Annotated in this window: 20 protein-coding genes and 5 tRNA genes; 10 read left to right on the forward strand and 15 right to left on the reverse strand. The window is 71.6% G+C overall.

The features are described 5' to 3' along the window. Nucleotides 1-5: 5 nt before the first annotated feature. From pflA to E8D37_RS02525, 3 genes are all read right to left on the reverse strand, one after another. Entirely contained in the window at nucleotides 6-872 is an 867-nt protein-coding gene (gene pflA, locus E8D37_RS02515) for a pyruvate formate-lyase-activating protein (protein ID WP_136568198.1), read from the reverse strand. Between the two features lie 4 nt (nucleotides 873-876). Then, nucleotides 877-3,177 (reverse strand): formate C-acetyltransferase, encoded by a 2,301-nt coding sequence (pflB, locus tag E8D37_RS02520; RefSeq protein ID WP_136568199.1) that lies wholly within the window; start codon nucleotides 3,175-3,177, stop codon nucleotides 877-879. A gap of 224 nt (nucleotides 3,178-3,401) precedes the next feature. Further along, nucleotides 3,402-3,962 carry a DUF664 domain-containing protein gene (locus E8D37_RS02525; protein ID WP_136568200.1) on the reverse strand — a complete coding sequence of 187 codons (561 nt, stop codon included), beginning with the start codon at nucleotides 3,960-3,962 and terminating at the stop codon, nucleotides 3,402-3,404. Nucleotides 3,963-4,102: 140 nt separating this feature from the next. Between E8D37_RS02525 and E8D37_RS02530 the strand changes: the two genes are divergently transcribed. Further along, nucleotides 4,103-4,795, forward strand: a complete 693-nt coding sequence (locus tag E8D37_RS02530; protein ID WP_136568201.1) for a class I SAM-dependent methyltransferase — start codon at nucleotides 4,103-4,105, stop codon at nucleotides 4,793-4,795. Here the strand turns inward: E8D37_RS02530 and E8D37_RS02535 are convergent. Together E8D37_RS02535 and E8D37_RS02540 are read right to left on the reverse strand one after the other, a co-directional pair. Next, on the reverse strand, nucleotides 4,752-6,215 hold the full coding sequence (locus tag E8D37_RS02535; RefSeq protein ID WP_136568202.1) for a LamG-like jellyroll fold domain-containing protein: 1,464 nt from the start codon (nucleotides 6,213-6,215) through the stop codon (nucleotides 4,752-4,754). The two genes, E8D37_RS02530 and E8D37_RS02535, sit on opposite strands and share 44 nt — an antisense overlap. Then, on the reverse strand, nucleotides 6,194-6,805 hold the full coding sequence (locus tag E8D37_RS02540; RefSeq protein ID WP_206055531.1) for a hypothetical protein: 612 nt from the start codon (nucleotides 6,803-6,805) through the stop codon (nucleotides 6,194-6,196). The genes E8D37_RS02535 and E8D37_RS02540 overlap by 22 nt, the downstream gene beginning before the upstream one ends. Before the next feature lie 205 nt (nucleotides 6,806-7,010). On the opposite strand from E8D37_RS02540, the gene E8D37_RS02545 reads away from it, so the two are divergent. Continuing rightward, entirely contained in the window at nucleotides 7,011-7,385 is a 375-nt protein-coding gene (locus E8D37_RS02545; protein ID WP_136568203.1) for a YccF domain-containing protein, read from the forward strand. Between the two features lie 181 nt (nucleotides 7,386-7,566). Continuing rightward, a complete protein-coding gene (locus E8D37_RS02550) occupies nucleotides 7,567-9,186 on the forward strand; it encodes a hypothetical protein (RefSeq protein WP_136568204.1) in 1,620 nt (539 codons plus the stop codon). 7 nt (nucleotides 9,187-9,193) lie between these two features. Here the strand turns inward: E8D37_RS02550 and E8D37_RS02555 are convergent, their stop codons facing one another. After that, nucleotides 9,194-10,387, reverse strand: a complete 1,194-nt coding sequence (locus tag E8D37_RS02555; protein ID WP_136568205.1) for an MFS transporter — start codon at nucleotides 10,385-10,387, stop codon at nucleotides 9,194-9,196. An 88-nt stretch (nucleotides 10,388-10,475) separates the two neighbouring features. Between E8D37_RS02555 and E8D37_RS02560 the strand changes: the two genes are divergently transcribed. Continuing rightward, nucleotides 10,476-11,039, forward strand: a complete 564-nt coding sequence (locus E8D37_RS02560; RefSeq protein WP_136568206.1) for a TetR/AcrR family transcriptional regulator — start codon at nucleotides 10,476-10,478, stop codon at nucleotides 11,037-11,039. A 19-nt stretch (nucleotides 11,040-11,058) separates the two neighbouring features. On the opposite strand, the gene E8D37_RS02565 is transcribed toward E8D37_RS02560, so the two are convergent. The 4 genes from E8D37_RS02565 to E8D37_RS02580 all read right to left on the reverse strand — a co-directional run bounded on the left by E8D37_RS02565 (nucleotide 11,059) and on the right by E8D37_RS02580 (nucleotide 14,976). Beyond that, on the reverse strand, nucleotides 11,059-11,685 hold the full coding sequence (locus tag E8D37_RS02565) for a GyrI-like domain-containing protein (protein ID WP_136568207.1): 627 nt from the start codon (nucleotides 11,683-11,685) through the stop codon (nucleotides 11,059-11,061). A 400-nt stretch (nucleotides 11,686-12,085) separates the two neighbouring features. Continuing rightward, on the reverse strand, nucleotides 12,086-12,835 hold the full coding sequence (locus E8D37_RS02570; RefSeq protein ID WP_136568208.1) for a hypothetical protein: 750 nt from the start codon (nucleotides 12,833-12,835) through the stop codon (nucleotides 12,086-12,088). A 2-nt stretch (nucleotides 12,836-12,837) separates the two neighbouring features. After that, nucleotides 12,838-13,914 (reverse strand): hypothetical protein, encoded by a 1,077-nt coding sequence (locus E8D37_RS02575; RefSeq protein WP_136568209.1) that lies wholly within the window; start codon nucleotides 13,912-13,914, stop codon nucleotides 12,838-12,840. 528 nt (nucleotides 13,915-14,442) lie between these two features. Further along, nucleotides 14,443-14,976, reverse strand: a complete 534-nt coding sequence (locus tag E8D37_RS02580) for a hypothetical protein (RefSeq protein ID WP_136568210.1) — start codon at nucleotides 14,974-14,976, stop codon at nucleotides 14,443-14,445. A 447-nt stretch (nucleotides 14,977-15,423) separates the two neighbouring features. On the opposite strand from E8D37_RS02580, the gene E8D37_RS02585 reads away from it, so the two are divergent. Both E8D37_RS02585 and E8D37_RS02590 read left to right on the forward strand, forming a co-directional pair. Next, nucleotides 15,424-15,867, forward strand: coding sequence for a hypothetical protein (locus tag E8D37_RS02585; protein ID WP_136568211.1), 444 nt, complete (start codon nucleotides 15,424-15,426; stop codon nucleotides 15,865-15,867). A gap of 124 nt (nucleotides 15,868-15,991) precedes the next feature. Continuing rightward, on the forward strand, nucleotides 15,992-16,528 hold the full coding sequence (locus E8D37_RS02590; protein ID WP_136568212.1) for a hypothetical protein: 537 nt from the start codon (nucleotides 15,992-15,994) through the stop codon (nucleotides 16,526-16,528). 265 nt (nucleotides 16,529-16,793) lie between these two features. On the opposite strand, the gene E8D37_RS02595 is transcribed toward E8D37_RS02590, so the two are convergent. The 3 genes from E8D37_RS02595 to E8D37_RS02605 all read right to left on the reverse strand — a co-directional run bounded on the left by E8D37_RS02595 (nucleotide 16,794) and on the right by E8D37_RS02605 (nucleotide 18,570). Then, a complete protein-coding gene (locus tag E8D37_RS02595) occupies nucleotides 16,794-17,447 on the reverse strand; it encodes a hypothetical protein (RefSeq protein WP_136568213.1) in 654 nt (217 codons plus the stop codon). 145 nt (nucleotides 17,448-17,592) lie between these two features. Continuing rightward, a tRNA-Val gene (locus E8D37_RS02600) sits at nucleotides 17,593-17,664 on the reverse strand. Nucleotides 17,665-17,751: 87 nt separating this feature from the next. After that, nucleotides 17,752-18,570 (reverse strand): aminotransferase class IV, encoded by an 819-nt coding sequence (locus tag E8D37_RS02605; protein WP_136568214.1) that lies wholly within the window; start codon nucleotides 18,568-18,570, stop codon nucleotides 17,752-17,754. Between the two features lie 160 nt (nucleotides 18,571-18,730). On the opposite strand from E8D37_RS02605, the gene E8D37_RS02610 reads away from it, so the two are divergent. The 4 genes from E8D37_RS02610 to E8D37_RS02625 all read left to right on the forward strand — a co-directional run bounded on the left by E8D37_RS02610 (nucleotide 18,731) and on the right by E8D37_RS02625 (nucleotide 19,255). Beyond that, a tRNA-Gly gene (locus E8D37_RS02610) sits at nucleotides 18,731-18,803 on the forward strand. 32 nt (nucleotides 18,804-18,835) lie between these two features. Beyond that, nucleotides 18,836-18,906: transfer RNA gene (locus tag E8D37_RS02615), tRNA-Cys, on the forward strand. A 25-nt stretch (nucleotides 18,907-18,931) separates the two neighbouring features. After that, nucleotides 18,932-19,003: transfer RNA gene (locus tag E8D37_RS02620), tRNA-Val, on the forward strand. Between the two features lie 176 nt (nucleotides 19,004-19,179). Continuing rightward, nucleotides 19,180-19,255, forward strand: a tRNA-Gly gene (locus E8D37_RS02625). 66 nt (nucleotides 19,256-19,321) lie between these two features. Here E8D37_RS02625 and E8D37_RS02630 read toward each other — a convergent pair. Both E8D37_RS02630 and E8D37_RS02635 read right to left on the reverse strand, forming a co-directional pair. After that, nucleotides 19,322-20,656 (reverse strand): MFS transporter, encoded by a 1,335-nt coding sequence (locus tag E8D37_RS02630; RefSeq protein WP_136568215.1) that lies wholly within the window; start codon nucleotides 20,654-20,656, stop codon nucleotides 19,322-19,324. 202 nt (nucleotides 20,657-20,858) lie between these two features. Then, nucleotides 20,859-22,328, reverse strand: a complete 1,470-nt coding sequence (locus E8D37_RS02635; RefSeq protein ID WP_136568216.1) for a GNAT family N-acetyltransferase — start codon at nucleotides 22,326-22,328, stop codon at nucleotides 20,859-20,861. Between the last annotated feature and the right edge of the window lie 24 nt (nucleotides 22,329-22,352).

A 22,352-nucleotide genomic window follows, 5' to 3' on the forward strand; every position in this document is an offset into this window, starting at 1 on the left:
GGGGCTCAGGACGCGACGGCGACCAGGCCGCGACGGGTGAACTGCTCGACGGCGGCGGCGAGCTGCTCGGCGGTGGGCGGCTCGACGCCCTCCAGCCGGTACGGGAGGCCGAGGTCGGCGTACTTGGCCACGCCGAGCCGGTGGTAGCCGAGGACGTCGACGCGCTCGACGTTCCCCCAGGCAGCGGCGAGCTCAGCCACGCCAGCCACGTTGGCGGGGTCGTCGGTCACGCCGGGCACGAGCACGAACCGGACGCGGACAGGGAGCCCGCGGGCGGCCAGCCGCTCGCCGAACGCCAACGTCGGCGCCAGCTCGACCGAGGTGAGGTCGCGGTAGGTGTCCGGGTCGGACGACTTCACGTCCAGCAGCACGAGGTCGGTGGCGTCGAGGAGCGAGTCGGTGGCGCGGTCGCCGAGGTAGCCCGAGGTGTCCAGCGCGGTGTGCATCCCGTCGTCCTTGCAGGCCCGCAGGTAGGCCTCGACGAACCGGGGCTGGAGGAGCGGCTCCCCGCCCGAGACCGTGACCCCGCCGCCGCTCGCGGCGATGAACCGCTTGAACGAGTGCATGCGCGAGACCAGCTCCGCGACGGTGGTGGGCGTGCCGTTGCGGCGCTTCCACGTGTCCGGGTTGTGGCAGTAGGCGCACCGCAGCGGGCACCCCGCCAGGAACGTGACGAACCGGGTGCCCGGCCCGTCGGCGCCGGTGACGACGTCCCAGGAGTGCACCATCCCGAGGTCGGCACGGTCCGGGTGGCCGGGCACGGGGTGCGCCGGGGCGTGCGACGGCTCGCTCGCCGCGGCGGACGCCCCCGTGGGGCCGCCGACCCGGGGCGTGCCCAGGTCGACGACCCCGCAGGTGAGCAGGCTGCTCATGACCTCACAGGCTCCCGTGGAAGGTGCGGTTGATGACGTCGCGCTGCTGCTCGGGGCTGAGCCGCACGAAGTTCACGGCGTAGCCCGAGACCCGGATGGTCAGCTGCGGGTAGTTCTCCGGGTGGGCCATGGCGTCCTCCAGGGTCGCCCGGTCCAGCACGTTGACGTTCATGTGGAACCCGTCGACCGCGGCGTAGCCGTCCAGGACGCCGACGAGGTTGGTGATCCGCTCCTCGCGGGTGGCCCCGAGCCCGGCGGGCGTGACGGTGGTGGTGAGCGAGATCCCGTCCTGCGCCTGGTCGTAGGGCAGCTTCGCCACCGAGAGCGCCGCGGCCACCATGCCGTGCTTGTCCCGCCCGTTCATCGGGTTGGCGCCGGGGGCGAAGGGCTCGCCGGCGCGACGACCGTCGGGCGTGGCCCCCGTGGCCTTGCCGTAGACCACGTTGCTGGTGATGGTCAGCACGGACTGGGTGTGCAGCGCTCCCCGGTAGGTGGGGTGCTTGCGCAGCTCGGCCATGAACGCCGAGACCAGCTCGGCGGCGAGCTCGTCGGCGTCGTCGTCGTTGTTGCCGTAGGTGGGGAACTCCCCCTCCACCAGGTAGTCCACGACCAGGCCGCGCTCGTCGCGGACCGGGTGGACCGCGGCGTGCTTGATCGCCGACAGCGAGTCCGCAGCGACCGAGAGGCCGGCGATGCCGCAGGCCATGGTGCGCAGCACGTCGGAGTCGTGCAGCGCCATCTCCAGCCGCTCGTAGGCGTAGCGGTCGTGCATGAAGTGGATGATGTTGAGGGCGTCCACGTAGGTCTCCGCCAGCCAGCCCATCATGATCCGCAGCCGGGCCCGCACGTCCTCGTAGTCCAGGACGTCGCCCCCCAGCGGAGGCAGCACCGGGCCCACCTGCGCCCCGCTGATCTCGTCGCGCCCGCCGTTGATGGCGTAGAGCAGCGTCTTGGCGAGGTTCACCCGCGCCCCGAAGAACTGCATCTGCTTGCCCACGGCCATGGCCGAGACGCAGCACGCGATGGCCGTGTCGTCGCCGTAGCGGGGGCGCAGCTGCTCGTCGGACTCGTACTGGATCGCGCTCGTGTCGATCGAGACCTGGGCGCAGAAGCGGCGGAAGCCGAGCGGGAGGTCGGGCGACCACAGCACCGTCAGGTTCGGCTCCGGCGCCGGCCCGAGGTTGTAGAGGGTCTGGAGGTAGCGGAAGCTCGTGCGGGTGACGAGCGGACGGTGGTCATGGCTCAGGCCGCCGATGGACTCGGTGACCCACGTCGGGTCGCCCGAGAAGAGCTCGTCGTACTCCGGGGTGCGCAGGAAGCGGACGATCCGCAGCTTGATCACCAGGTCGTCGACGAGCTCCTGGGCCTGCTCCTCGGTGAGGGTCCCCTCGGCGATGTCCCGCTCGAGGTAGACGTCCAGGAACGTCGAGGTGCGGCCCAGCGACATGGCCGCGCCGTTCTGCTCCTTCACCGCACCCAGGTAGGCGAAGTAGAGCCACTGGACGGCCTCGCGCGCCGTGGTCGCCGGCCCGGAGACGTCGTAACCGTAGGAGGCCGCCATCTCCTTGAGCTCGCCCAGCGCCCGGACCTGCTCGGCCAGCTCCTCGCGGTGGCGGATGAGCTCCTCGGTGAAGGGGCCCTTCTCGCAGGCGGCCTTGTCGGCGAGCTTGGCGGCGACCAGCGCGTCCACCCCGTAGAGCGCGACGCGGCGGTAGTCGCCGATGATCCGGCCGCGACCGTAGGCGTCGGGCAGGCCCGTGATGAGGTGCGCACGACGGGCGGCCAGGATCTGCGGGGTGTAGGCGTCGAAGACCGCCGCGTTGTGGGTCTTGCGGTGGGTGGTGAAGAACTCCTTCACCACCGGGTCGGGCTCGTAGCCGTAGGCGGCCAGGCTGTTCTCGACCATTCGCCAGCCACCGTTGGGCATGATCGCGCGGCGCAACGGGGCGTCGGTCTGGAGCCCGACGATCAGCTCGCGCTCGGCGTCGATGTAGCCGGGGCGGTGGCTGGTGATCGTGGAGGGCGTCACGGCGTCGACGTCGTGGACGCCGCGCTCGCGCTCGAGGACGAACATGTCCTGGAGCCGCTCCCACACCGCCGTGGTGCGGGGCGTGGGGCCGGCGAGGAACCCGGCGTCACCGGTGTAGAGCGTGTAGTTGCGCTGGATGAAGTCGCGGACGTCGATCCCGGTGCTCCACGAGCCCTCGGCGAAGCCTCGCCAGGCGCGCTCGTGAGCGGACGGACCGGACCCCGCGGCACGGGCGGTGGCGGCGGCCTCGGCGGTCTGGTGGGACAGGACGGACATGGGTACTCCCTCTGGTCAAGCACCCGGCCGGGTCTCGGTCGGACACCTCGACCATCCCACCGTCGGGAGAGAAAAGCGCCTGCTCAGACCCCGTGTGCCACAACACGTGAGAGAGGTCCCTACGCCCGTCGGGACCTGCGACCACCGGCGTTCGCTGGGCGCTCACCGGCGTCCGCACACCGACGCCGCGGACCGCCTCCGCCCACCGACCCAGCGCCCCGCGCTCAGGGCTGGGTCGGGGCGTCGAGCACGAGCCGCTGGCCCCCGTCCGCCAGCTCCCGGACGGCGTCGAGGTGGCCGGCGTGGGTGGCCGTCTCCACGAGCACGTGCAGCAGCACCTCGTGCAGGCTGGAGTAGGGCAACTCCGCGGGACGTGTCGGCGGGTCGTCCAGGTCGAGGGACGTCGCCACCTCGTCGCTGTGGACGCACTCGTGCCGGTAGCCGTCGAGAACCGCCTGGTCGTGCGGGCCGCCGTCCTCGACGGCGGCCACCTGCCAGCCCGCGTAGCCCTCGGGCAGGTCCACGTCCTCCCCCGCCAGCGTGTGGGCGAACCAGAAGCGCTCGACGTCGACGGTGAGGTGCTGCACCAGGCCCAGCGGTGTCCAGCCGGACGGCAGCCGGGCCGTCCGGCGGTCCTCCGGCGTCATCGCCTCCACCTGGGCGAGCACGTGGCGCCGCTTGCTGCCCAACCAGGCGAGCAGCATCGCGCGGGTCTCGTCGTCGGCGCTCGGCTCCGAGCCGTGTCCGGCCTCGTCGGCGGGGGCGTCCTCGTGGCGGTGGGTCATGCCCCCCACCCTCGCCCCACCCGCCGACAGCGCGCCACCTCCGCTCCGCGACGCTGCGCTAGCCGTGCCGCGCAGAGCCGTGCCTCGTCGAGGCGTGCCGCAGCCAGCGGGAAGGGGGCGGAGGACGGCAGGATGCCCGGGTGGACCACGCCGAGCAGCGCCGCGCCGTCGTCGCGCACTACGACCACCGCGCCCCCACCTACGACGACAGCGCCCTGCACCGCGGGCTCGTCGAGCAGGTGGCCGACCTGGTGGACGAGCTCGTGGGTAGGACGCTGGACGGGCCGGCGGACGGGGCCGCACCTCACGTCCTCGACGTCGCCACCGGCACGGGCCTGGCGCTGCGCAGCCTCGCCGGGCGTCGTCCCGACTGGCGGCTGCTGGGCGTCGACCTGTCCCCCGGCATGCTCGCGAGGGCGCGCACGGCGCTCCCCCGCGCCGGGCTGCTGCGGGCGGACACCGGCGCGCTGCCGCTGCCCGACGGCAGCGTCGACGTCCTCACGTGCGTGACCGCGCTGCACCTCCTGGCCGACCCCGACGCGGCCCTGGCGGAGTGGGCCCGGGTCCTGCGCCCCGGAGGCCTGGTCGTGACCGCCACGTTCGGGCCTCCCGCCGCGCCGGCACCGCCGTCGCCGGCGCCACCGCGCGGCCCGCAGGGGTTCGTCCGCCGCCACGAGCCCTACCGCACGGCGGCCGGGGTGACCGCCGCGCTCGCGCCGCACGGCCTCGAGGTCGTCCTGCACCGCACGTGGCGGCACGGGGACGACGTCCTGCTGCTGTGCGCGGCGCTCAGGAGCGGGCCGCGTAGTGCCCCGCCACCTCCGTCGCCGTGAGCGGGCTGTCGTAGACCACCACGTCGTCGAGGGTCCCCCCGAAGAACTCGCTGGTCGGGTGGCCGGGCCAGCCGCTCAGCCCGCCGTACCCGATGCGCCACCACCCGGTGAAGCTCTGCGAGACCGTGTTGGCGGACGAACCGACCTGCGCGCCGTCGAGGTAGAAGTGCATCCCGCCGGTCGAGGAGAAGGTCGCGTCCACGAGGTGCCACGCGCCGTCGTTGTAGGCGGACGAGGTCGTGACGGTCGTGCTGCCCACGCCGAAGGAGAGGGTGCCGTCGTCGTGCATCCACACCTGCCGGTCGTAGGACCAGCCCCACCCGGCGAGCGCCGACTCGAAACCGATGAGCTTGCCTCCCGCGGTGGTGGTGGTCTTGAACCACAGCTCGAGGCTGAACTGCGTCGGCCCCGAGTAGGCGGTGCTGCTCACGGCGTAGCCGCTCGAGCCGTCGAGACGGACGGCGGTGCCGGAGTCCGTCGCGCAGGCCTTGGACTGCCCCAGGGTCACGCCGCCGTAGTAGACGCCGTGGTTGCCCGTGCCCGAGGAGTCGTTGACGACGGACCCGGACGTCTCGTCCAGCTTCCAGAAGAGGACGCTGGAGTGCTTCTTCGGGGCCCGTGAGCAGGAGTAGTAGCCGGCGTCGAGGGCGCTCGTCGGGTTGCTCGTGGTGCCCTTCCACGCCGCCTGCGCGGTGGTGGGCGCCACGACGTGCAGCGGGACGGGGGTCAGGCGCACGACGAGGACGGCGAGCACGCTGACGCCGCCCAGGAGCAACGCGCCCCGGGCGGCGGGCACCAGCCCGGTCCGCACGCGGGAGGGCAGGCCGGCGTCCGCACGCCGACGCGAGCCGGGCCCGCGGCGCCACCAGGGGCCGGGCGGGCGTGGCTCGTCGTGGCGGTACCAGCCGGAGAGCAGCACGAGGAGGACGAGGACGGCAGCGGTGCCGACGGCTCCGGGCGTCAGCGGGTGCCCGGAGTGCCACCAGACGTAGGGGCGGCCGACGTAGGGCACGAGCAGCTTGGCCTCGCCGAGCACGTCGGCGCGCGGCACGGGGTCGGAGTCGACCTCGGGGTTCGCGTCGCCGCGGGTGCGGATGGCGTCGCCGGGAGCCCGACCGACCATCCGGTGCACCAGGAGCGTGCCCGGCTGAGCCGGGCTGCGAACGAGCAGGATGCACCCGCGACGCAGCGTCGCGTCGGCGTCCAGCGGCTCGGAGAGGACGACGTCGCCCGGCTCGATCCGGGGCGTCATCGACCCCGACATGGTGACCGTGGAGTACCACCCCAGGGCCACCGGCAGGACCGACCACAGGACCAGGGTCGCGAGCACGACGAGGCAGGCCCGCGCCGCCGAGGTGAGGAGCAGCGCGAGCCAGCCGGCCCGGTCGAGGTACCGGGTCAGGAGGACTGGGCTTCCCACGTGAATCCGACGGCCGCGGTGCCGCCCTGCGTCGAGTCGGGAGCCGAGGCGTTGAGCGTGTAGGTGATCTTGTAGACCTGCGTCTCGGTCGGGGTGCCGGTCAGCGTCCAGGAGCCGACGCCCGTGCCGAACGTGGTCTTGGTCGTGCCGAAGCTGGCGAGCGTCCCGGTGAAGGCGTTGCTCGCGGCCGAGAACGACCCGCAGGAGGAGAAGGTGCCGACGGTGCCCTGGTCGATCGTGATGTCGAGGTAGGTCGCGAGGCTCGAGGTGGTGCTGTAGCTGGTGCCGTACAGCTTCACCGAGCCGGCCAGCGTCGAGGTCGAGGAGACCTTGATGCACTTGGACCCGGTGGACCCGGGCTTGAGGCCGGTCACGCTGAACATCGCGGTGCCGGAGTCGTCGTCGGTGAGGGCCACCGTGCCCGCCGCCCACGAGTTGCCGGTGTTGACCGTCGTGGAGGAGTACGCGGAGCTCGAGGCCTGGTAGACCAGCGCCGAGCCGGCCAGGAGGGCTCCCACCATCCCCAGCGCCTGGACGGCGTGGGCGGTGCGACGGCGCGGACGTCGCGCGATGCGTCGACCTGTGGACATGGCTGCTCCTGAGGGTGGGCTGGGCGACCAGGGTCGAACGACCCTGATGCCTGGCCAACGGCACGCGGGTACCGCACCCTCAACCGTTTGCGCGAACCTTCACGGCATCCTCATGGGGGGTTTTACCTCGGCTGGTCCGACGGGAACCGACTCAAGGTGGTCAGGCACGTGCCGGGCGTCGGCGCGAGGCCCTAGGTTGGGAGGCGTGACGCTGATCCTGAACCTCATCTGGCTGGTGCTCTCGGGCGTGTGGATGGCCCTCGCCTACGTCGTCTTCGGGATCCTGGCGTGCCTGACCGTCGTCGGCATCCCCTTCGGCATCGCGTGCTTCCGCATCGCCAACTACGCCCTGTGGCCCTTCGGCCGGGACATCGTGCGTCGGCCGGACGCCGGCGCCGCCTCGACGCTGGGCAACGTGCTGTGGTTCCTGCTGGCCGGCCTCTGGCTGGCGATCGGGCACGCCGTCTCCGGGGTGTCGCTGTGCCTCACCATCATCGGCATCCCCCTGGGCATCGCGAGCTTCAAGCTCATCCCCATCTCGCTCACGCCGCTCGGCCGGGAGATCGTGCCGAGCCGCTGACGCCTGGGCAGCGCGCCGGGGCCTCAACCCTCCGGCTCGGGGCGGACGAGACCCACGTCCCACGTAAAGATGCCGCCAAGACGCCTCGGACGACGGCGGTGTCTCCATAGGTTCGACCCGGACGCTCCGATCTGGAGTGGGCCAGGGCACCGCGCAGGTGCCGCGTATCCGGGGGGATCACATGTCTCACAGCACTCGTCCGCGCCGTCTCACAGCCCTGGCGGCCACGGTGCCGCTGCTGCTGGTCGGCCTCGCGGCCGGCCTCGGGCAGGGCTCCGCCGACGCCACCCAGCCCTCGGCACGGGCGGCCACGGCCTCGACCTCCGCGCGCTCGTCCTCGCTGAAGGTCTCGCCCTCGGTCTACGTGGCCGGCCAGAGGCTCACGTTCTCCGGGACGATGCCGAACCGAGGCGTCCAGAAGATCCGCCTCCAGTTCAACATGGGCAACGCCGGCAACGGCTGGACGGACGTCGAGCGCGGCCGCGTCGGGAGCACGACGCGCACGGGCGCGTTCCGGTTCACCTTCCCCGCCCCGGCGATGCTCAACGTCTCCTGGCGCGTCGCCTCCGCGAAGGGATACAGCCCGGCCAAGGTGATGCAGGCGCGCTGGCAGGAGGTGACCCTCACGGTCGCGGGCGGCACGGACACCGCGACGGCCGGCTCGACGTTCACCGTCGTCGCCGACACCGCGCCCGACGTGTTCCAGGGCCCCCTGCCGATCGAGGGACGCACCGTGGCCCTCCAGAAGCGGGTCGGCACCGACGGCTGGCGCACCATCGGCACCGCCCAGGCGGGCGCCGCGGGCCTCGCCCGGTTCGCGGTGGTGGCCCCGGGCAAGCCGGGCACGGCCGTCTACCGCGCCGTCGAGCGGAACTGGACCAAGAACGGCGACAAGATCGGCTGGTTCGCCTCCTACCCCCACTACGTGGACGTCGTGAAGACCAGTGCGTCCTCCTCCTCGGACGAGAGCGCCGCGACCTCCCAGCGGAGCACGACGACCACGACGACCAGCGAGAGCACCACGACCACCGCGGCGAGCAGGACGACGAGCGCGTCGACCCCGACCGCGAGCACGACGTACGGCTGGGCGCCGGCCCTGTTCGACTTCGCCTGGGAGTCGGGTGAGTCGCTGTCCAGCGGCCCGGCCCGCGGCACCCGGCTCACGGGCGGCTGGAAGGACACCTCCGACGGCACCGGCCGCGCCAGCCACCACAACGGCGGGATCGAGATCGACACGGGCTGGGACAACCGCGACGGGTACGGGTCGCACGGCACCACGACGCTGACCCTGGCCAAGAACTCCCAGACCTACGGGCGTTGGGAGTTCCGCATGCGCTCCGAGGTCGAGGAGGCCGGCCCGGGGCAGCACACCATCCTGATGCAGCTCGTGCCCGCCTCCGCCGGCACCGGCTGCTCGGCCACGAGCATCACCGTCGCGAAGGTGACCGCCTCCGGCACCACCCTCACCGTCGGTGCCTCCTCCGCCAAGGCCGGCACGAGCTGGACGTGGACGAAGAAGGGCGTCAAGCGCGGCGTCACGCCGCACAACTTCGCCGTCGAGGTGGCCCGCAACCACATCACGTGGTTCTACGAGGGCAGGCCGATCGCCACCACGAAGAACACGAAGGCGATCCCGGGCGTCCCGCTCACCCCGCGCATGAGCATGGTGGGCAAGGGCCAGCGCAAGACGTCGGAGACGCAGGCGATCTACGACTGGGTCCGCGGCTTCACCATGGACCACGGCAGCCAGGTGCGCCGCGGGCACGGCCTGAGCGCGAAGAGCCTGGGCAGCACCTGCTGACGTCTGCTCAGGCCCGGAGCGCCGACCGCCGAGCCCGTCCACGGAGGGCTGCCGCCCCCGCGGCCGCCACGACCAGGACGACGTCCAGCCCGGCGTAGGCCACCACCGTCGTCCGCAGCCCCCACGAGTCGACGGCGAGGCCGGCGACCAGCGCCGGGACGCTGAAGGCGAGGTAGGAGACGACGAACATCGTCGCGAAGACCTCGCCGCGGCGGGCCGCCGGCGCGGCCGCCCCGAGATCGCTCACGACCGCCCGGAAGGTGCCGCCGAACCCGAGCCCGGCCACTACGGAGCCGACGAGGTAGACCGGCAGCGAGTCCGCCAGGACCGCAGCGATCGTGACCAGGACGCCGCCTCCCAGCGTCCCGTAGCCCAGGACGGCACCCGTGACCGCCGGCAGGCGGATCGAGGCGACGGTGCCCGCGACGCCGGCGAGGAAGAACACCCCCAGCACCAGTCCGACGACCAGGTGGTCCTCCACGCCGAGCAGGTTCGCCAGCACGGACGAGCCGAGCGACAGGTAGAGGCCGCCCAGCGCCCAGGTCGCCGCCATGGCGGGCAGGTGCCCGACGAACACGGGCCGGGTCTCGCGCGGCAGGCCGAGGCTCGGCAGCAGGGAGCGCAGGAGCGGCCCGGCAGGCGCGGCGCGCCGCTGCTCGGGGATCGCCCACAGGAGCGCGGCGAGCAGGACGTACAGGGCAGCCAGCACCCAGAAGACGAGGTGCTCGGGGTACGGCGCGTGCTCCACCAGCGCCCCGGAGAGCACGGCGCCGACCGCGATGCCCAGAAGCGGCGCGGAGCTGCTCACGACGGCGCCGGTCGCAGCAGACGGGGCGGTGTCGACGACGAGCGCCGTGGTCGTCCCGGCGGCTGCGCCGACCGCCAGGCCCTGCACGATGCGCGCAGCCACCAGCCATCCCGTCCCGTCCGCGAGCGCGAACAGGACCATCCCGAGCGCCAGCAGGACGAGCGCGGCGGAGGCGACGGGCCGACGGCCGACGCGGTCCGACAGCGAGCCGACCGTGAGCAGCGAACCCAGGAGCGCGAACACGTACACCGCGAAGACCAGGGTCAGCACGAAGGACGAGAAGCCCCACTCCGCCTGGTAGACGGGGTAGAGCGGCGAGGGTGCCGACGCCGCGGTGAGCGTCGCCGCGCCCACGGTGCCGGCGAGGGCGAACGACAGGGGACGGCCGAGCACGCGGAACCTCCAAAAGCAATGAACGTTGCTTTAGAAGCTACGGGTCGAGCGCCACTAACGCAAACTTCTTTGCAGTAACCTGGGTTCCATGACCGACCAGACGACCGGGTCGCGACCCGGGGGACGCAGCAGCCGCGTGCGGGAGGCCGTGCACGCGGCTGTCGGCGAGCTGCTCGCCGAGGGGGCCGAGCGGATCACGTTCCCGGTCGTCGCCGAGCGTGCGGGCGTCAACCCGACGACCCTGTACCGCCGCTGGTCGGACGTCGACGCCCTGCTCGAGGAGGTCACCGTCGCTGCGCTCACCCGCGACGGCGAGAACCTGCCGGACGGCGGCTCGCTCTCCGAGGACCTCGCGACCTGGGCCGAGACGATCCGGCGTGACATCAGCCGACCCGCCCGCAGCCGGTACCTCCGCGCGATGGTGGGCGCCCGGGACGGCCTGGCCGACAGCTGCCCCGTCACCGATCTCCGGGCCGAGCAGGCCGGACGGCTGCTGGCCGCCGCTGCCGGTCGGGGCGAGCCGGTGCCCACGGTCGAGCAGGTGCTCGACCACGTGGTCTCGCCGCTCTACTACCGGATCGTCTTCGGCCTCGACGTGGACGCCGCCCACGCACGACGGCTCACCGACGACGTGCTCCGGATGGCCACCTGATCTCTCGCCCCCGACGCGCTCACGGCTCTGCAACAGGCCGCACCGGCTGGCGCAGGATCGTCCGCAGCCGCTCGGGGGCCGCCCGGCGCGGGTCGCCGAGATACACCTCGTGGTGCTTGCCCACCGGCCGCAGGCCGCGGCCGGGGATGACGTCGTCGTGCAGCCGGGCCAGCACCTCGGCCTCGTCGTCGTACGGGCCGACGTGCAGAGTCTGGAGGCACTCCCCCTCGGCCAGCGACGCGCACCGCAGGTCGCCGAGGCGGGGCGCCCGCTTCTTCGCGCCGACCGCCTGGACAGCGTCGTCGACGAGGGTGCCGGGCACCCAGTCCGGCACCATCAGCATCAGCGTCCAGTCCCACCGGGTCTTGTCGCGCGCCGTGGTGAAGGCCGCCAGGTCGTCCGCCCACCACAGACCTTCGAGCGGTGGGACGACGTAGTCGCGACCCAGGTCCTTCCTGCTGGCGAGCTTGAGCGCGTAGGCCACCGGGTACAGCGTCTCCAGCGCCTGGACGTACGCGGGCTCGACGTTCGGGTCCCCGTGCCCGTCGACCATGAGGTACCGCGTGGGCGGCACATCGATGCGCTCGAACTCCCCACGGCGCGCGCGGTACCGGGCGAGCGTCCTCTTGAAGTCGACCTTCTCCATGCCGCTCCTCGACTCGTCCGCCCGCTCGGGTCCCCGGCGCGGCACCTGCCGGCGGAGTCCGGCGATTGGGCGGCAGGAGCCACCACTGTGGCCGCTCGGCGCCACGGCACGCAACGCGCCGTCAGCCGCTGCCACCAGCCGCAGTCCAGACCGTCTCGACGAACGACAACTTCTGCGGGGAACGCGGCATCCAAGCGACGTGCGAGTGAGGCGTGGAGCGACTGTCCTGGTGATGGCGTGCGTGGTCGCGACAGGGTGTTCCACCACGCAGGGAGGCGCAGGCGCTGCAGCGCGCAGAACGCCGCCAGCAGTTGAGGTGGCAGCGTGATGGCAGTACGGCACCCAGAGCTGCCTCGCCGCGACTCTGCACTGGTTCGACACCCTCCAGCAGCACAGCTGCTTAGTTGTCCCAGTAGAACTGGTAGGGGTAAACCGCGACGTAACGTCCCCCGTCGCTGGTGGCGTAGTGGAGGTTGATGGCGTTGTTCTTGCTCTCCTTCGCCCCGTTGACCTCCTCGTCAGGGGCCGGCCCGATCCGGAACGCGAGGATGACGCGGGCCGGGTCGGAAGTCGGCGTGAGGTCAGTGCCCGTTCCGCCGTCGGTCCCCGGCAGGCAGTAGTCGGAGGCGTCGGGCCAACGGTCGAACCTCGACGTGGGACGAGTAATGGCCTTCCGTATGTCGGCCGGTGCCAGGCGGACGCCGGCCACGGTCAGCGGGGACGCGCCCTTCTCGGTGACGAACTCGACGGAGAGGACCGCGACTGGTTCGGCGCCCTGGTTGGTGACCGGGATGACCGCTACCTGCTGCAGGGGGTCTCCCGGTTGGGTGCGCATTCCGACGCCGAGGACGCGGCTGCCCGCGTCCTGCAGCGGCCCTCCCTGGTGTTCGTCGCCGGCAGGTTCGGTGAACTGCGCGCAGCTGGTTCCCTCGAACTTCCGCTGCCACGCGGTCAGTTCCTGACTCGTCGCCGGACCTGTCGTGGGCGCAGGCTCCGTGCTGCCGCTGTCACAGGCGACGAGCAGGACGGCAGCGAGTGCCGCGGCGAGGAGGGCGGGAACTCTCCTCGCCGCGGCCTGACCGGCCGGCCGGGCGCTTCGGGACTCGGGGGCTTGACGACCGCCCGGGCGCGTCGACGCGGGGTTGGGCACGTTCAGTCCTTTCGGCAGGTGACGACGTCGGTGCCGCCGTCGGAGCGGCATCCGCTGCCGGTGGTCTTGTCGCGCAGGTTCAGGTAGAGCGCAGAACTGTTCTTGACCAGGTCAGCGTTTCCACCGATGCAGTAGCGGTGCCGCTTCTTGGTCTTGTCGAGGACGAGCTTGACGTATGTGTCGGAGCCGTAGGTGACCGAGACCTTCAGGCTGCTTCCGCCGGCGCCGGCGGAGACCGCGTTGTTGTACTCGACGCCGTCGGTGGTGATGAACTCCCGCTGGCTGCGGTTGCCGAAGTACCAGCCTCCGTCGCTGTCGGCGAAGCAGCCCTTGAACGTGGCCGCCTTTGTGGTGACCTCGCCAGTCCAGTCTCCGGAGGACTCCGGGAGGCAGCCAACGCCGAATCCGCCGGCGTAGGGGTTGTAGGACGGGCAGGTGTAGGTGTTGGTGACTTCGATCTGTGGGTGAACGGTGACCGCTCGGTCCCGCTTTTTCGCGGTCGGGTTGAGCTCCCTGAGACTTCCGAATCCGGTCTCCCCGCTGAGGGAGACCTCACCCGCGATGGATACCGTGTCGCCGGGGGCGCCGACAGTGGCTTCGAGGGTCGCTTTCGACTTGGCGCCGAAGTAGTACTGCGCGGTCATGTGCGGCACGGCCTGGACGAACATGACGCCGGGGTTGACAAGGGACGAGTGCCCGATGGGGTCGCCGGTGGCGACGCCGCGGCCGGCGGTGCGGCTGGCGCTGGCGTACGTCCGCACAGGCACGAACTTTCCCCCGACCGTCGTCGCTGCCCTTCCGACCGGCGTGGTGATGGTGCGGACGTAGGTGGTCCCGTCGCCCTTGCGGGCGAGGATGTCGATGTTGAGGTGCCCGTTGTGCCCCGCGGCGTACGTCTTGAGGGTCTTGGTACGGCAGAAGCTGCCGGAGTAGAAGCCCTTCTTGTTCGAGCGGAATCCGCCGAGGACCGTGCCGTCCTTGTGGAGCATCATCAGGACTCGGTGCTTCTTGAGCTTGGTCCCGCCGCGGCGGCGGGCGACGCCTTCGACGGTGATCTTGTTGTCGGCGCAGCCGCGCATGGCGGTCTCCGGGGAGGTGGTCAGGTCGGCGGCGGCCGGCGTGGTCTCTGCTGCGGCGGCGGAGCCAGCCCCGGTCAGGGCTGTGAGGGCTAGGGCGCCGCCTAGGGCGGCTGCCGCAAGTCGGCGGCACGCGGCCGAGTGGCGAACTGGGGCTGGCGCCGGAGGCGCAGTGGTGTGAGGCATGGTGTTCTTTCCCGAGATGTTCCCCCACTCTTTCCGTCAGGTCTGCCTTGAAGCGTCGCTCTGCGGGGCTGGAGGAAGCCGACACCTTACGGGACCGGCGACCTCTCCGGGCAGCGGTCGGCCAGCGCCTTGAGGGGGCCCCTGATCGTTCAGCAGCCCCCTCCGTCGAAACCCGCTCTGAAGCCGAAGCGATGCAGCGGCTCACCGAAGCGCTCGTCGAGCTCACCCGGCGAGCCGACGACGGGTAGGGGCCTCGCATCACGAAGACCGACGCGAGGGACACCGCGCCGGTAGCGCTGCGCTCCCGCGCGCCGATCATGCGTGTCGATCCGGTTGGGAAACCGCCTACATGTAGACCATCGGCGGGGGCGGCGGCAGCTTGACGTCGCAGATGTCGGACCACTGATCGCCGTCGTGGTTCGTCGTCAGCTCAATCTTCGCGACGCCACCGCTCGGCGGCTGCGGCGTATGTACGCGCAGCTCGACGTCGATGCCGCGCCGCACCGTGCCGACTTCGGCCGTGTCTCCACCGTTCGGCGAGGCTTCCTGACTGTCGACGAACGTGAGCCTGTCGTCGAGGGAACGGATCGTGACGTGCTCGACCGTCTCTGGGGCGACGAGCTCGACGACGAGCCGACGCGGCCCTGTCTCGCCGTTCCGACGCCTCGCAAGCCCGGCGCTCCACTGCGGGCGGCGCTCTTCACGATGACGCGCTGCCTCGACCCGTGTCATCTGCTCGTCAGCGTGCGCCGACCGTGAGGCAGCGTCTGCCGCCTGCTCGGCGGCATCGGCAGATCGGCGGGCTTGCACCCACGCGAGCACCGACACGATCAGGGCGAGCACCGCGATCGTGCTGACGACGACATCAGATGCGTTCACGGCGCGCAGCCTCCCACGTAGCGGCGACACTGGACCCATGACGTGCCCGACGTGTCGCGGCCCGCTTCCCGTGCCAGCCCGCACGGGTCGTCCTCGCACGTACTGCAGCGAGCACTGCCGCCGCGTCGCCGAGTTCGCCCGTCGCCGTGCTCGCCGTGCCGAGCAGCGCACGGCGTGGCTCGCACAGTGGGGCGAGCTCTTCGAGCTCAGTCAGCCTCGTGCGTGACGTCCGATCGGCGTAGCGTGGGCTGCGTCGACGACGTGAAGTTGCGGCGACGTGAAGGCCGACGACCCCGCCCCTGGGGGAAGGCCGACGAACTGAGCGACGAGGAACTGAGTCACCAGCGGCCACGCTGACGAGTCCGCTCGCTGAGCCAGCTCGCAGAACCGCCTCTGCTCCGATCCCGACTCTGCGCGCCCACCGCGCGCGACAGGAGCTGCATCCTCATGCCTCTCACGCTCGAAGAGCGGCGTAGCGCCGAGCTCACCGCCGCACAGCAGATCATCGACACCGGCAAGCGCGCCGGTCGTCCCCTCACGGCCACGGAACGGAAGAGCGCGCAGCAGCACATCGACGCCGCCGCGCAGCTGCGTGTCCAGCTCGACGACATCGCCGAAGACGAGCAGCTGCGTCGTGCGCTCGGCAAAGCCCTCGGCGGTGACCAGCTTGCCGACCCGGCCCAGCTGGGGCGCTTCTCCGCGAAGAGCGCGGCCCGGCAGCTTGCCGATCAGCTGCTCCCTGTCGGCCAGAAGGCGATCGCCCCCAGCGGGTCCGCCGTCGCCCCAGCCGGGCTGACGATCCCTGAGCCGATCCCGCTCGACCGCCCGGCGAACGGGCTGCTGTCCGTGATCGACTCGAAGCAGGTGACCGAGCCGCCGAGCGTGTCCTAAATGCAGCAGGCGACACGCGGCGACGCTGCTGCTGTCGTCGCGTCCGGCGCTGAGAAGCCTGTCAGCGGCTCGACGCTGAAGCGGATCGACACTGTGCTGAGCGTCGTCGCCGTTCTTTCGTCCAGTGTGGGTCGCGGACGAGCTGACCGGCGACGTGGATCGTGCGATCGAAGCGCTGATCGTCTCGACGCTTGCCGCCACCAGCGGTGTGCAGACGCAGGCGTTCAGCAGCGACATCGCTGAGACGATCAGGAAGTCGATCACGAAGACGCAGATCGCCGGGTCGTCTGATCCGATCGTCGTGATGCACCCGTCCGACTACGAGGCTCTGTGCCTGCTTCGTAGCGCCGGGACGGAGAAGACGTTCATCGCCACGTCGGCAGTCACGCAGGCCGTGCCGGGTGGGGCTGTGAGCCTGCCTGTGGGTGCGTCCGCTCAGCTGTCGTGGGGTGCGCCGATCTGTCTGAGCGTCGCCGCGACTGCTGGGACTGCGTGGGTGCTCGCTCGTGATGCGCTGCAGCTCTTCGTCGACGGCGCTGTGCTCGTCGACTGGTCCGAGGCTGCCGGGTTCACGCGCAACGAAGTCACCGGGCGAGCAGAGACGCGGGTGCTGCCTGCCGTGCTTCGGCCGTTCTCCTGTGTGAAGACGACGCTGGCCTGAGCTGGCTCGTCGCGGCGTCAACGTCACGCGGCCGTGTGCCCTCTTCGATGTCCAGCACGGCTCGCGATCGAAGCTCGACAACCCGGCTGCGACGTCATCCCTTGTCGCGCCGACGAGCTGCGCCGCACGAGCACCCCATGCCGCGCCTCGCAGGCCGCACTCTCACAGCCTGCGAGGTGGCCCAATGTCCCTCGGCACGCCGACGAGCTGGGGAACCCGCCAGATCGGCTCGGGTGAGCCTTGTCGGGTACGCGCGACAGCTGCGTCACCCATCGTCTGCGAGGCGAGCGAGCAGATGGAGCTGAAGGTTCGGAGGCATGTCCATGAGCCACTGCGCCGAGTCACGTGGCGGGAGCTCTGGACCGAGCCGACTCGCCCTCTCCCGGACGCGAAGCTCGACGCTCGACACCCACTCGACGACATCGGCGAGCGAGACGTCCTCGATCCAGACGCGCTTGCCGTCGAAGCGGAGTCGGCCCGGCGCGATGTCGGGAATCGACTCGCGAAGTTCTGTTGCCGATCGCCCCGTCGGGTCTTCCCAGTGCTCTTCGATGTTGCGCAGCAGCGTCAGCGTGCTCTCGTGGCCGAAGCTCGGCAGGCCGTCGTCCGGCAGTCGACTCGCGCACTTGATGACCTGCGCGACGGCGAGCAGCAGGAAGTACTTGTCTGCGTGCGCTGTGTTCAGAGCCCGTGGCGTCAGCTCGCGACTCGCCTCGTCGACGAAGCCCTGCCACTCCGCAGGCGATCCCTGCTCGACGTGCTGCTCACGGATGCGCTCGTCACGAGCTGCGGCGAACAGGTGCTCTGTGGAGTCCCAGAGTCGCTTCGTCTGCAGATAGACGACGTCAGCCCACGTCACGAGGGCAGCCCTGATGGTCTGCTCGTTGAGCTGCGCCGGTACGCCATCGCCGCGCATCACGCTCTCAGCCTCTCAGGCGTCGAGCCGGACGGGGTGCGATTGCGCGTGCGATAGGCGTGCTACGCACGAAGTCGCTATCGCACAGTTATGGCACAGAAGCCGCCCTCCCGATCGGGAAAGCGGCTCTGACCTGCGCAAACACGGGTGGGCGATACTGGGTTCGAACCAGTGACCTCTTCGGTGTGAACGAAGCGCGCTACCACTGCGCCAATCGCCCGTGCCGCACCTCTCGGTGCGGACGAGACTGTAGCCCTACCCGGGTGGGCACACCAAAATCGGGGCCCCCAGACCCGTCACACGCCCGTCAGAGGCCGACCATCTCGGGCTCGCGCCGGGCCCAGGTCTCGGCGGCCGCCCGCGTGACCGGCCCGACCTCGAGCTCCCGGGAGCCCCACCGCGTGACGGCCTGGACGTCGCGGGTGGTGGACACCAGGAAGACCTCGTCGGCCGCCTCGGCGACCCCGATCGGCTCGTCGACCTCGCGACCGCCGCACCACTCCAGCACCAGGGCACGCGTGACGCCGGCGAGGCAACCGCTCGCCAGCGACGGGGTCCGCAGCTCGCCGTCCACGACGTAGAAGACGTTGGACCCGGTGCCCTCGCACAGGTGCCCGGCCGTGTTGGCCAGCACGGCCTCGGTGGCGCCGCGCTCGCGGGCGTACGCGAGCGCAATGACGTTCTCGGCGTAGGACGTGGTCTTGAGGCCGGCGGTGGCGCCGCGCTCGTTGCGGGTCCAGGGCACGGTCACCACGGACGTCTCGGGCTTCCCCGCCGCCATGGGCACGGCGACCACGGCCACCGACTGCGGCCCGTCGCTGCGACCCGAGCCCAGCGGGCCAGGACCGTCCGTCACCGTGATCCGCAGGCGACCGAGCGGGAGGTGCTCGGCGGCGAGGACGTCGGCGACACCCTTCTCCACGGCGGCCCGGTCGACGGTGCCCAGGCCGAGGCCTACGGCGCTGCGCTCGAGGCGGTCGAGGTGGAGACCCAGGGCGAACGGACGACCGTCGACCACCTTCACGGCCTCGAAGACCCCGTCCCCCACGGTGAACCCGTGGTCGGAGAGCCGGACGACCGGCTGCTCGGGGTCGGTCAGGAGCTGTCCGTCGAACCAGGCGCGCATGACGCGCACTCTAGGACGAGGCCCAAGCATCCCCTCTGACCTGGGCGGACACACGCCGGAACACCTCCGCGCCACGCGCCCGACACCCCCGATTTGGCGCGGTCTGGGCCCTGGGCTAATGTTCTCGACGTCGCAAGGGGCACCGCCCCGAAGCAGACAAGCGGACGTAGCTCAGTTGGTAGAGCGCAACCTTGCCAAGGTTGAGGTCGCGAGTTCGAGCCTCGTCGTCCGCTCTGAGAGGTCGCTTACAGGCCAGGCCTCCAATGGTGGGTTGGCCGAGAGGCGAGGCAACGGACTGCAAATCCGTGTACACGGGTTCAAATCCCGTACCCACCTCGTAGAGTAGACAACTCAACAACTAGGACGATTGGCGCAGCGGTAGCGCGCTTCCTTGACACGGAAGAGGTCACTGGTTCAAACCCAGTATCGTCCACAGGAAAGAACCCCCAGCCGGTCCGGCTGGGGGTTCTTGCGTTCCCCGGCCCCCGTCGGCGGACCGGTGACCGAGTGGCATCGGCCCAGATCAGAGGGGGTGCGACCCCGTTTTGGGCGGTCCGGCCGACGTCCGCTACGGTTCTCGTCGTCGCCAGGGCGCAGCCCGGGAGACCTGCGGACGTAGCTCAGTTGGTAGAGCGCAACCTTGCCAAGGTTGAGGTCGCGAGTTCGAGCCTCGTCGTCCGCTCCAGCAGAAGAAGGAGGACCGCCGGCCACAGGCCGGCGGTCCTCCTTCTTCGTCAGCGGGTGGACGCGCTCAGGCGACCTTCTCCGGCAGGGGCGACAACCCCGCCCGGGCGCGAGCCTTCCCGTAGCGCTCCGCCTCGATCTCCTCCAGCGAACGCCCCTGCGTGTGCGGCGCGAACACCAGCCCGATGACCATCGAGCCCACCAGGAGCGCGATGAGCAGCGTGCCGACCCCGTGCAGGCCGGTCACGGCCAGCAGCGTCGGGAAGAGCAAGCTCACGGGCGAGAGCAGGCCGCGCGTGGCGAAGGTGAGCACGCCCTGGGCGCTGGCGCGGTAGCTGGTCGGGAACAGCTCGCTGGCCCACACGGCGTAGAACGCCTGGGCACCGAGTCCGCTGGAGACGCCCCAGAGCACGGCGAACGCGACCAGGGTGACGGGGCCCACGGGGCCGTAGACCAGGACGATCCAGCCGACGATGCCGAGCGCCGCACCGACCCCGAAGAGCACGCGGCGGTTCACCTTGTCGCCGATCGCCATGAACAGGCCGGTGGCGGCCACCGTCATGCCCCAGAGGAAGACCTGGAGCCAGAACTGCTCGGTCTCGTTCGTCAGACCGCTGGCCTCGTAGATCCGCGGCATGAAGATGCCGGCCTGCCCCGCGACGATGTTCCAGAGCAGGTACACGGCGAACAGGAAGGCGAGCGGTCCGTAGTTGAGGCGGTCGGCGAACAGCGCCTTGAGCGCGAACGTGGGCTGCTCCCCCGCACCACTGGCGTCCACGCCCTCGGCAGCGGCCGCGGCACGCGACTCGACCCAGGCCTCGGACTCCGGCAGGCCCTGCCTGATCCACCAGGCGATGCCGGCCACGACGAACAGGACGAGGAAGACGATCCGGCCACCGAGCAGGCCGAGCGGCGACAGCACGGCCGCCAGCGCGTAGCCGAGCATCGGACCGACGGACCAGAACAGCTGGGCCGTGCCGACGCGGCGGGCCCGGGCGTGGGTCGGGGCCTCCTCGGAGATGTAGGTCCAGGACGTCGGGATGCCGACACCCACGGCCAGGCCGGTGATGACGAACGCCAGCATGAGCATCGTGAAGTCCATGGCGAACGCGGCGAGGAGCACGCCGACCATGTAGACGAGCAGGTCGTAGGTGTAGATGACCTTGCGACCGAAGCGGTCGGCCAGGACACCCCCGACGATCGCGCCGACGGCCCCGCCCAGGGCGTTGGAGCTGAGCGCGGCCAGCAGGCCGACGCCCAGGTTGCTGATCCCGAAGGCGTCCTGGAACGCCGAGAGGCTCGTGGCGATCGCGATGATCGAGCCGGCCTCGATGTAGTTGGACATGGAGACGGCGACGGTCGCCCCCCAGCCCGTGGTGCTGCTTCTTCCCAGGCGCGCCATGGCAAGCCCTCCCTCAGTGACTCCTCGTGACCTGCACGAGCGCGGATTAAAACGTTTCAAAGTCTCGTGGGTCACGTTAGGCACATCACTGTGATGGTTGCAACAGGCACCTTTCATCTCTCAGGTTGCGCACAGACGACGGCGCCCGGCGCCCCTCTCCCCGGGAGGGAAGCGGGACGCCGGGCGCGCGGGGCGGCGCAGGTCAGGTCGGCGTGGCCGCCAGCGCCCGGCTCCGCAGCAGCACGCCGGCCGTCTCCACGAGCTCGTCGACGTCCGTGCAGACGACCGCGCCGGCGTGCGCGAGCAACGGCAGGAGCGGCCGCACCGCCGGCGAGGAACCGGGGAGCACGAGCAGTGGTGTGTGCACGCACGTCCGCCGCGCCAGGCGCAGCAGGTGCCGCCGGTCCCGCACGGTGTCGAGCTGGATCGCGGCGACCCGGATGTCGGGGTCGTCGGACCACGCGGCCAGCAGGTCCTCCGCGGTCACGTCCACCGCCGCACCGAGCGAGACGAAGGACGCGACGCCCAGCCCGTCGCGGGCGGCGAGCCCGAGCGCGAGGTTGCCGACGACCGCGGACTCGGCGGCCAGGCCCAGTCCGCCGGCCCCAGGCACGGACGCCCCCGCGTGCGCGGCGACCCGACGCTCACCCGCCCCGACGACCACGCCCAGGGAGCCGGGGCCCACGAGCCGCACGCCCGCCTCGCGGGCGGCCTCCCCCAGTCGCTCCGCCGTGCCGTGGCGCAGACCCGGGTCGGCGGCGCCCCCGGAGGCCACCACGACCACCTGCGCGCCGATCTTGCCGGCGTCGTGCACCACCTCGACGCAGCGGGACGCCGGGGCCACGACGACGACCAGGTCGGGCCGGCCGGACGACTCCATCAACGAGGGCACCTCCACCGCGCCGCGCAGGTACCGAGCGGCGCCCGGCACCCCGACGACCTGCACAGAGCCGGCGAACCCGGTCGCAGCGAGGGCCTCCAGGTGCCGCACGACCACCCGGGACTCCTCGGGCCCGGCCACGAGGACGACGGAGGCGGGCTGGCGCAGCGCCCGCAGCGAGCAGGCCTCCGCCCGGCACTCCCGCGCGTCCGTGCGCACCTCCGCCGCCGGGCCCGCCTCGGTGGTCAGCTCGACGGTGACCACACCGTCGGTGACGGCGCGACCGACCACCCGCGCCGTGTCGGCCAGGACGCGGAGCATCGGCGCGTTGTCGGCGAGCACCTCGGCCACGAGCCGAGCGACGCCCCGCTCACGGGCGTGCCGGGCGAGCTGCTCCAGCAGCAGCGTGCCGAGCCCGAGGCCGCAGTGCTCGTCGTCGACGAGGAACGCGACCTCGGCCCGCCCGTCCGGCAGCAGCGCGCACGTCCCGAGGGAGACGACGCGCCCCCGCACGCACCCCACCAGCGCCTCCGTGGCCGGGTCCGCCAGCGCGCGGGCCACGTAGACGTGCGCCGCGTGCCGAGACGGCGAGAAGAACCGCCTGCGCAGAGCGTCCTCGCCCACCCGCTCGTGCAGGTCGTCCAGGGCCGCGGCGTCGGCCGCGACCGCGGGGCGCACAACCGCGCGCCGCCCGTCCGAGAGCACGACGTCGACCTCTCGTCCCGCCTGCTCGTCCGTCGTCAGCCCCGCACGGTCCTGGGCCGCGCGTCCCCATCCTGCTCGTGCCTCCATGCCGCCAGGCTTCTCCCGCGGCGG

This window comes from Nocardioides sp. GY 10127 (assembly GCF_004919085.1).
GTDB lineage: Bacteria > Actinomycetota > Actinomycetes > Propionibacteriales > Nocardioidaceae > Nocardioides.

Bases quoted from the DNA above. Each gene is read 5' to 3' on its own strand.
- pflA (WP_136568198.1), bottom strand. From the start codon at position 872: ATGAGCAGCCTGCTCACCTGCGGGGTCGTCGACCTGGGCACGCCCCGG.
- pflB (WP_136568199.1), bottom strand. From the start codon at position 3,177: ATGTCCGTCCTGTCCCACCAGACCGCCGAGGCCGCCGCCACCGCCCGT.
- E8D37_RS02525 (WP_136568200.1), bottom strand. From the start codon at position 3,962: ATGACCCACCGCCACGAGGACGCCCCCGCCGACGAGGCCGGACACGGC.
- E8D37_RS02540 (WP_206055531.1), bottom strand. From the start codon at position 6,805: ATGTCCACAGGTCGACGCATCGCGCGACGTCCGCGCCGTCGCACCGCC.
- E8D37_RS02550 (WP_136568204.1), top strand. From the start codon at position 7,567: ATGTCTCACAGCACTCGTCCGCGCCGTCTCACAGCCCTGGCGGCCACG.
- E8D37_RS02560 (WP_136568206.1), top strand. From the start codon at position 10,476: ATGACCGACCAGACGACCGGGTCGCGACCCGGGGGACGCAGCAGCCGC.
- E8D37_RS02565 (WP_136568207.1), bottom strand. From the start codon at position 11,685: ATGGAGAAGGTCGACTTCAAGAGGACGCTCGCCCGGTACCGCGCGCGC.
- E8D37_RS02575 (WP_136568209.1), bottom strand. From the start codon at position 13,914: ATGCGCGGCTGCGCCGACAACAAGATCACCGTCGAAGGCGTCGCCCGC.
- E8D37_RS02585 (WP_136568211.1), top strand. From the start codon at position 15,424: ATGCCTCTCACGCTCGAAGAGCGGCGTAGCGCCGAGCTCACCGCCGCA.
- E8D37_RS02605 (WP_136568214.1), bottom strand. From the start codon at position 18,570: ATGCGCGCCTGGTTCGACGGACAGCTCCTGACCGACCCCGAGCAGCCG.
- E8D37_RS02630 (WP_136568215.1), bottom strand. From the start codon at position 20,656: ATGGCGCGCCTGGGAAGAAGCAGCACCACGGGCTGGGGGGCGACCGTC.
- E8D37_RS02635 (WP_136568216.1), bottom strand. From the start codon at position 22,328: ATGGAGGCACGAGCAGGATGGGGACGCGCGGCCCAGGACCGTGCGGGG.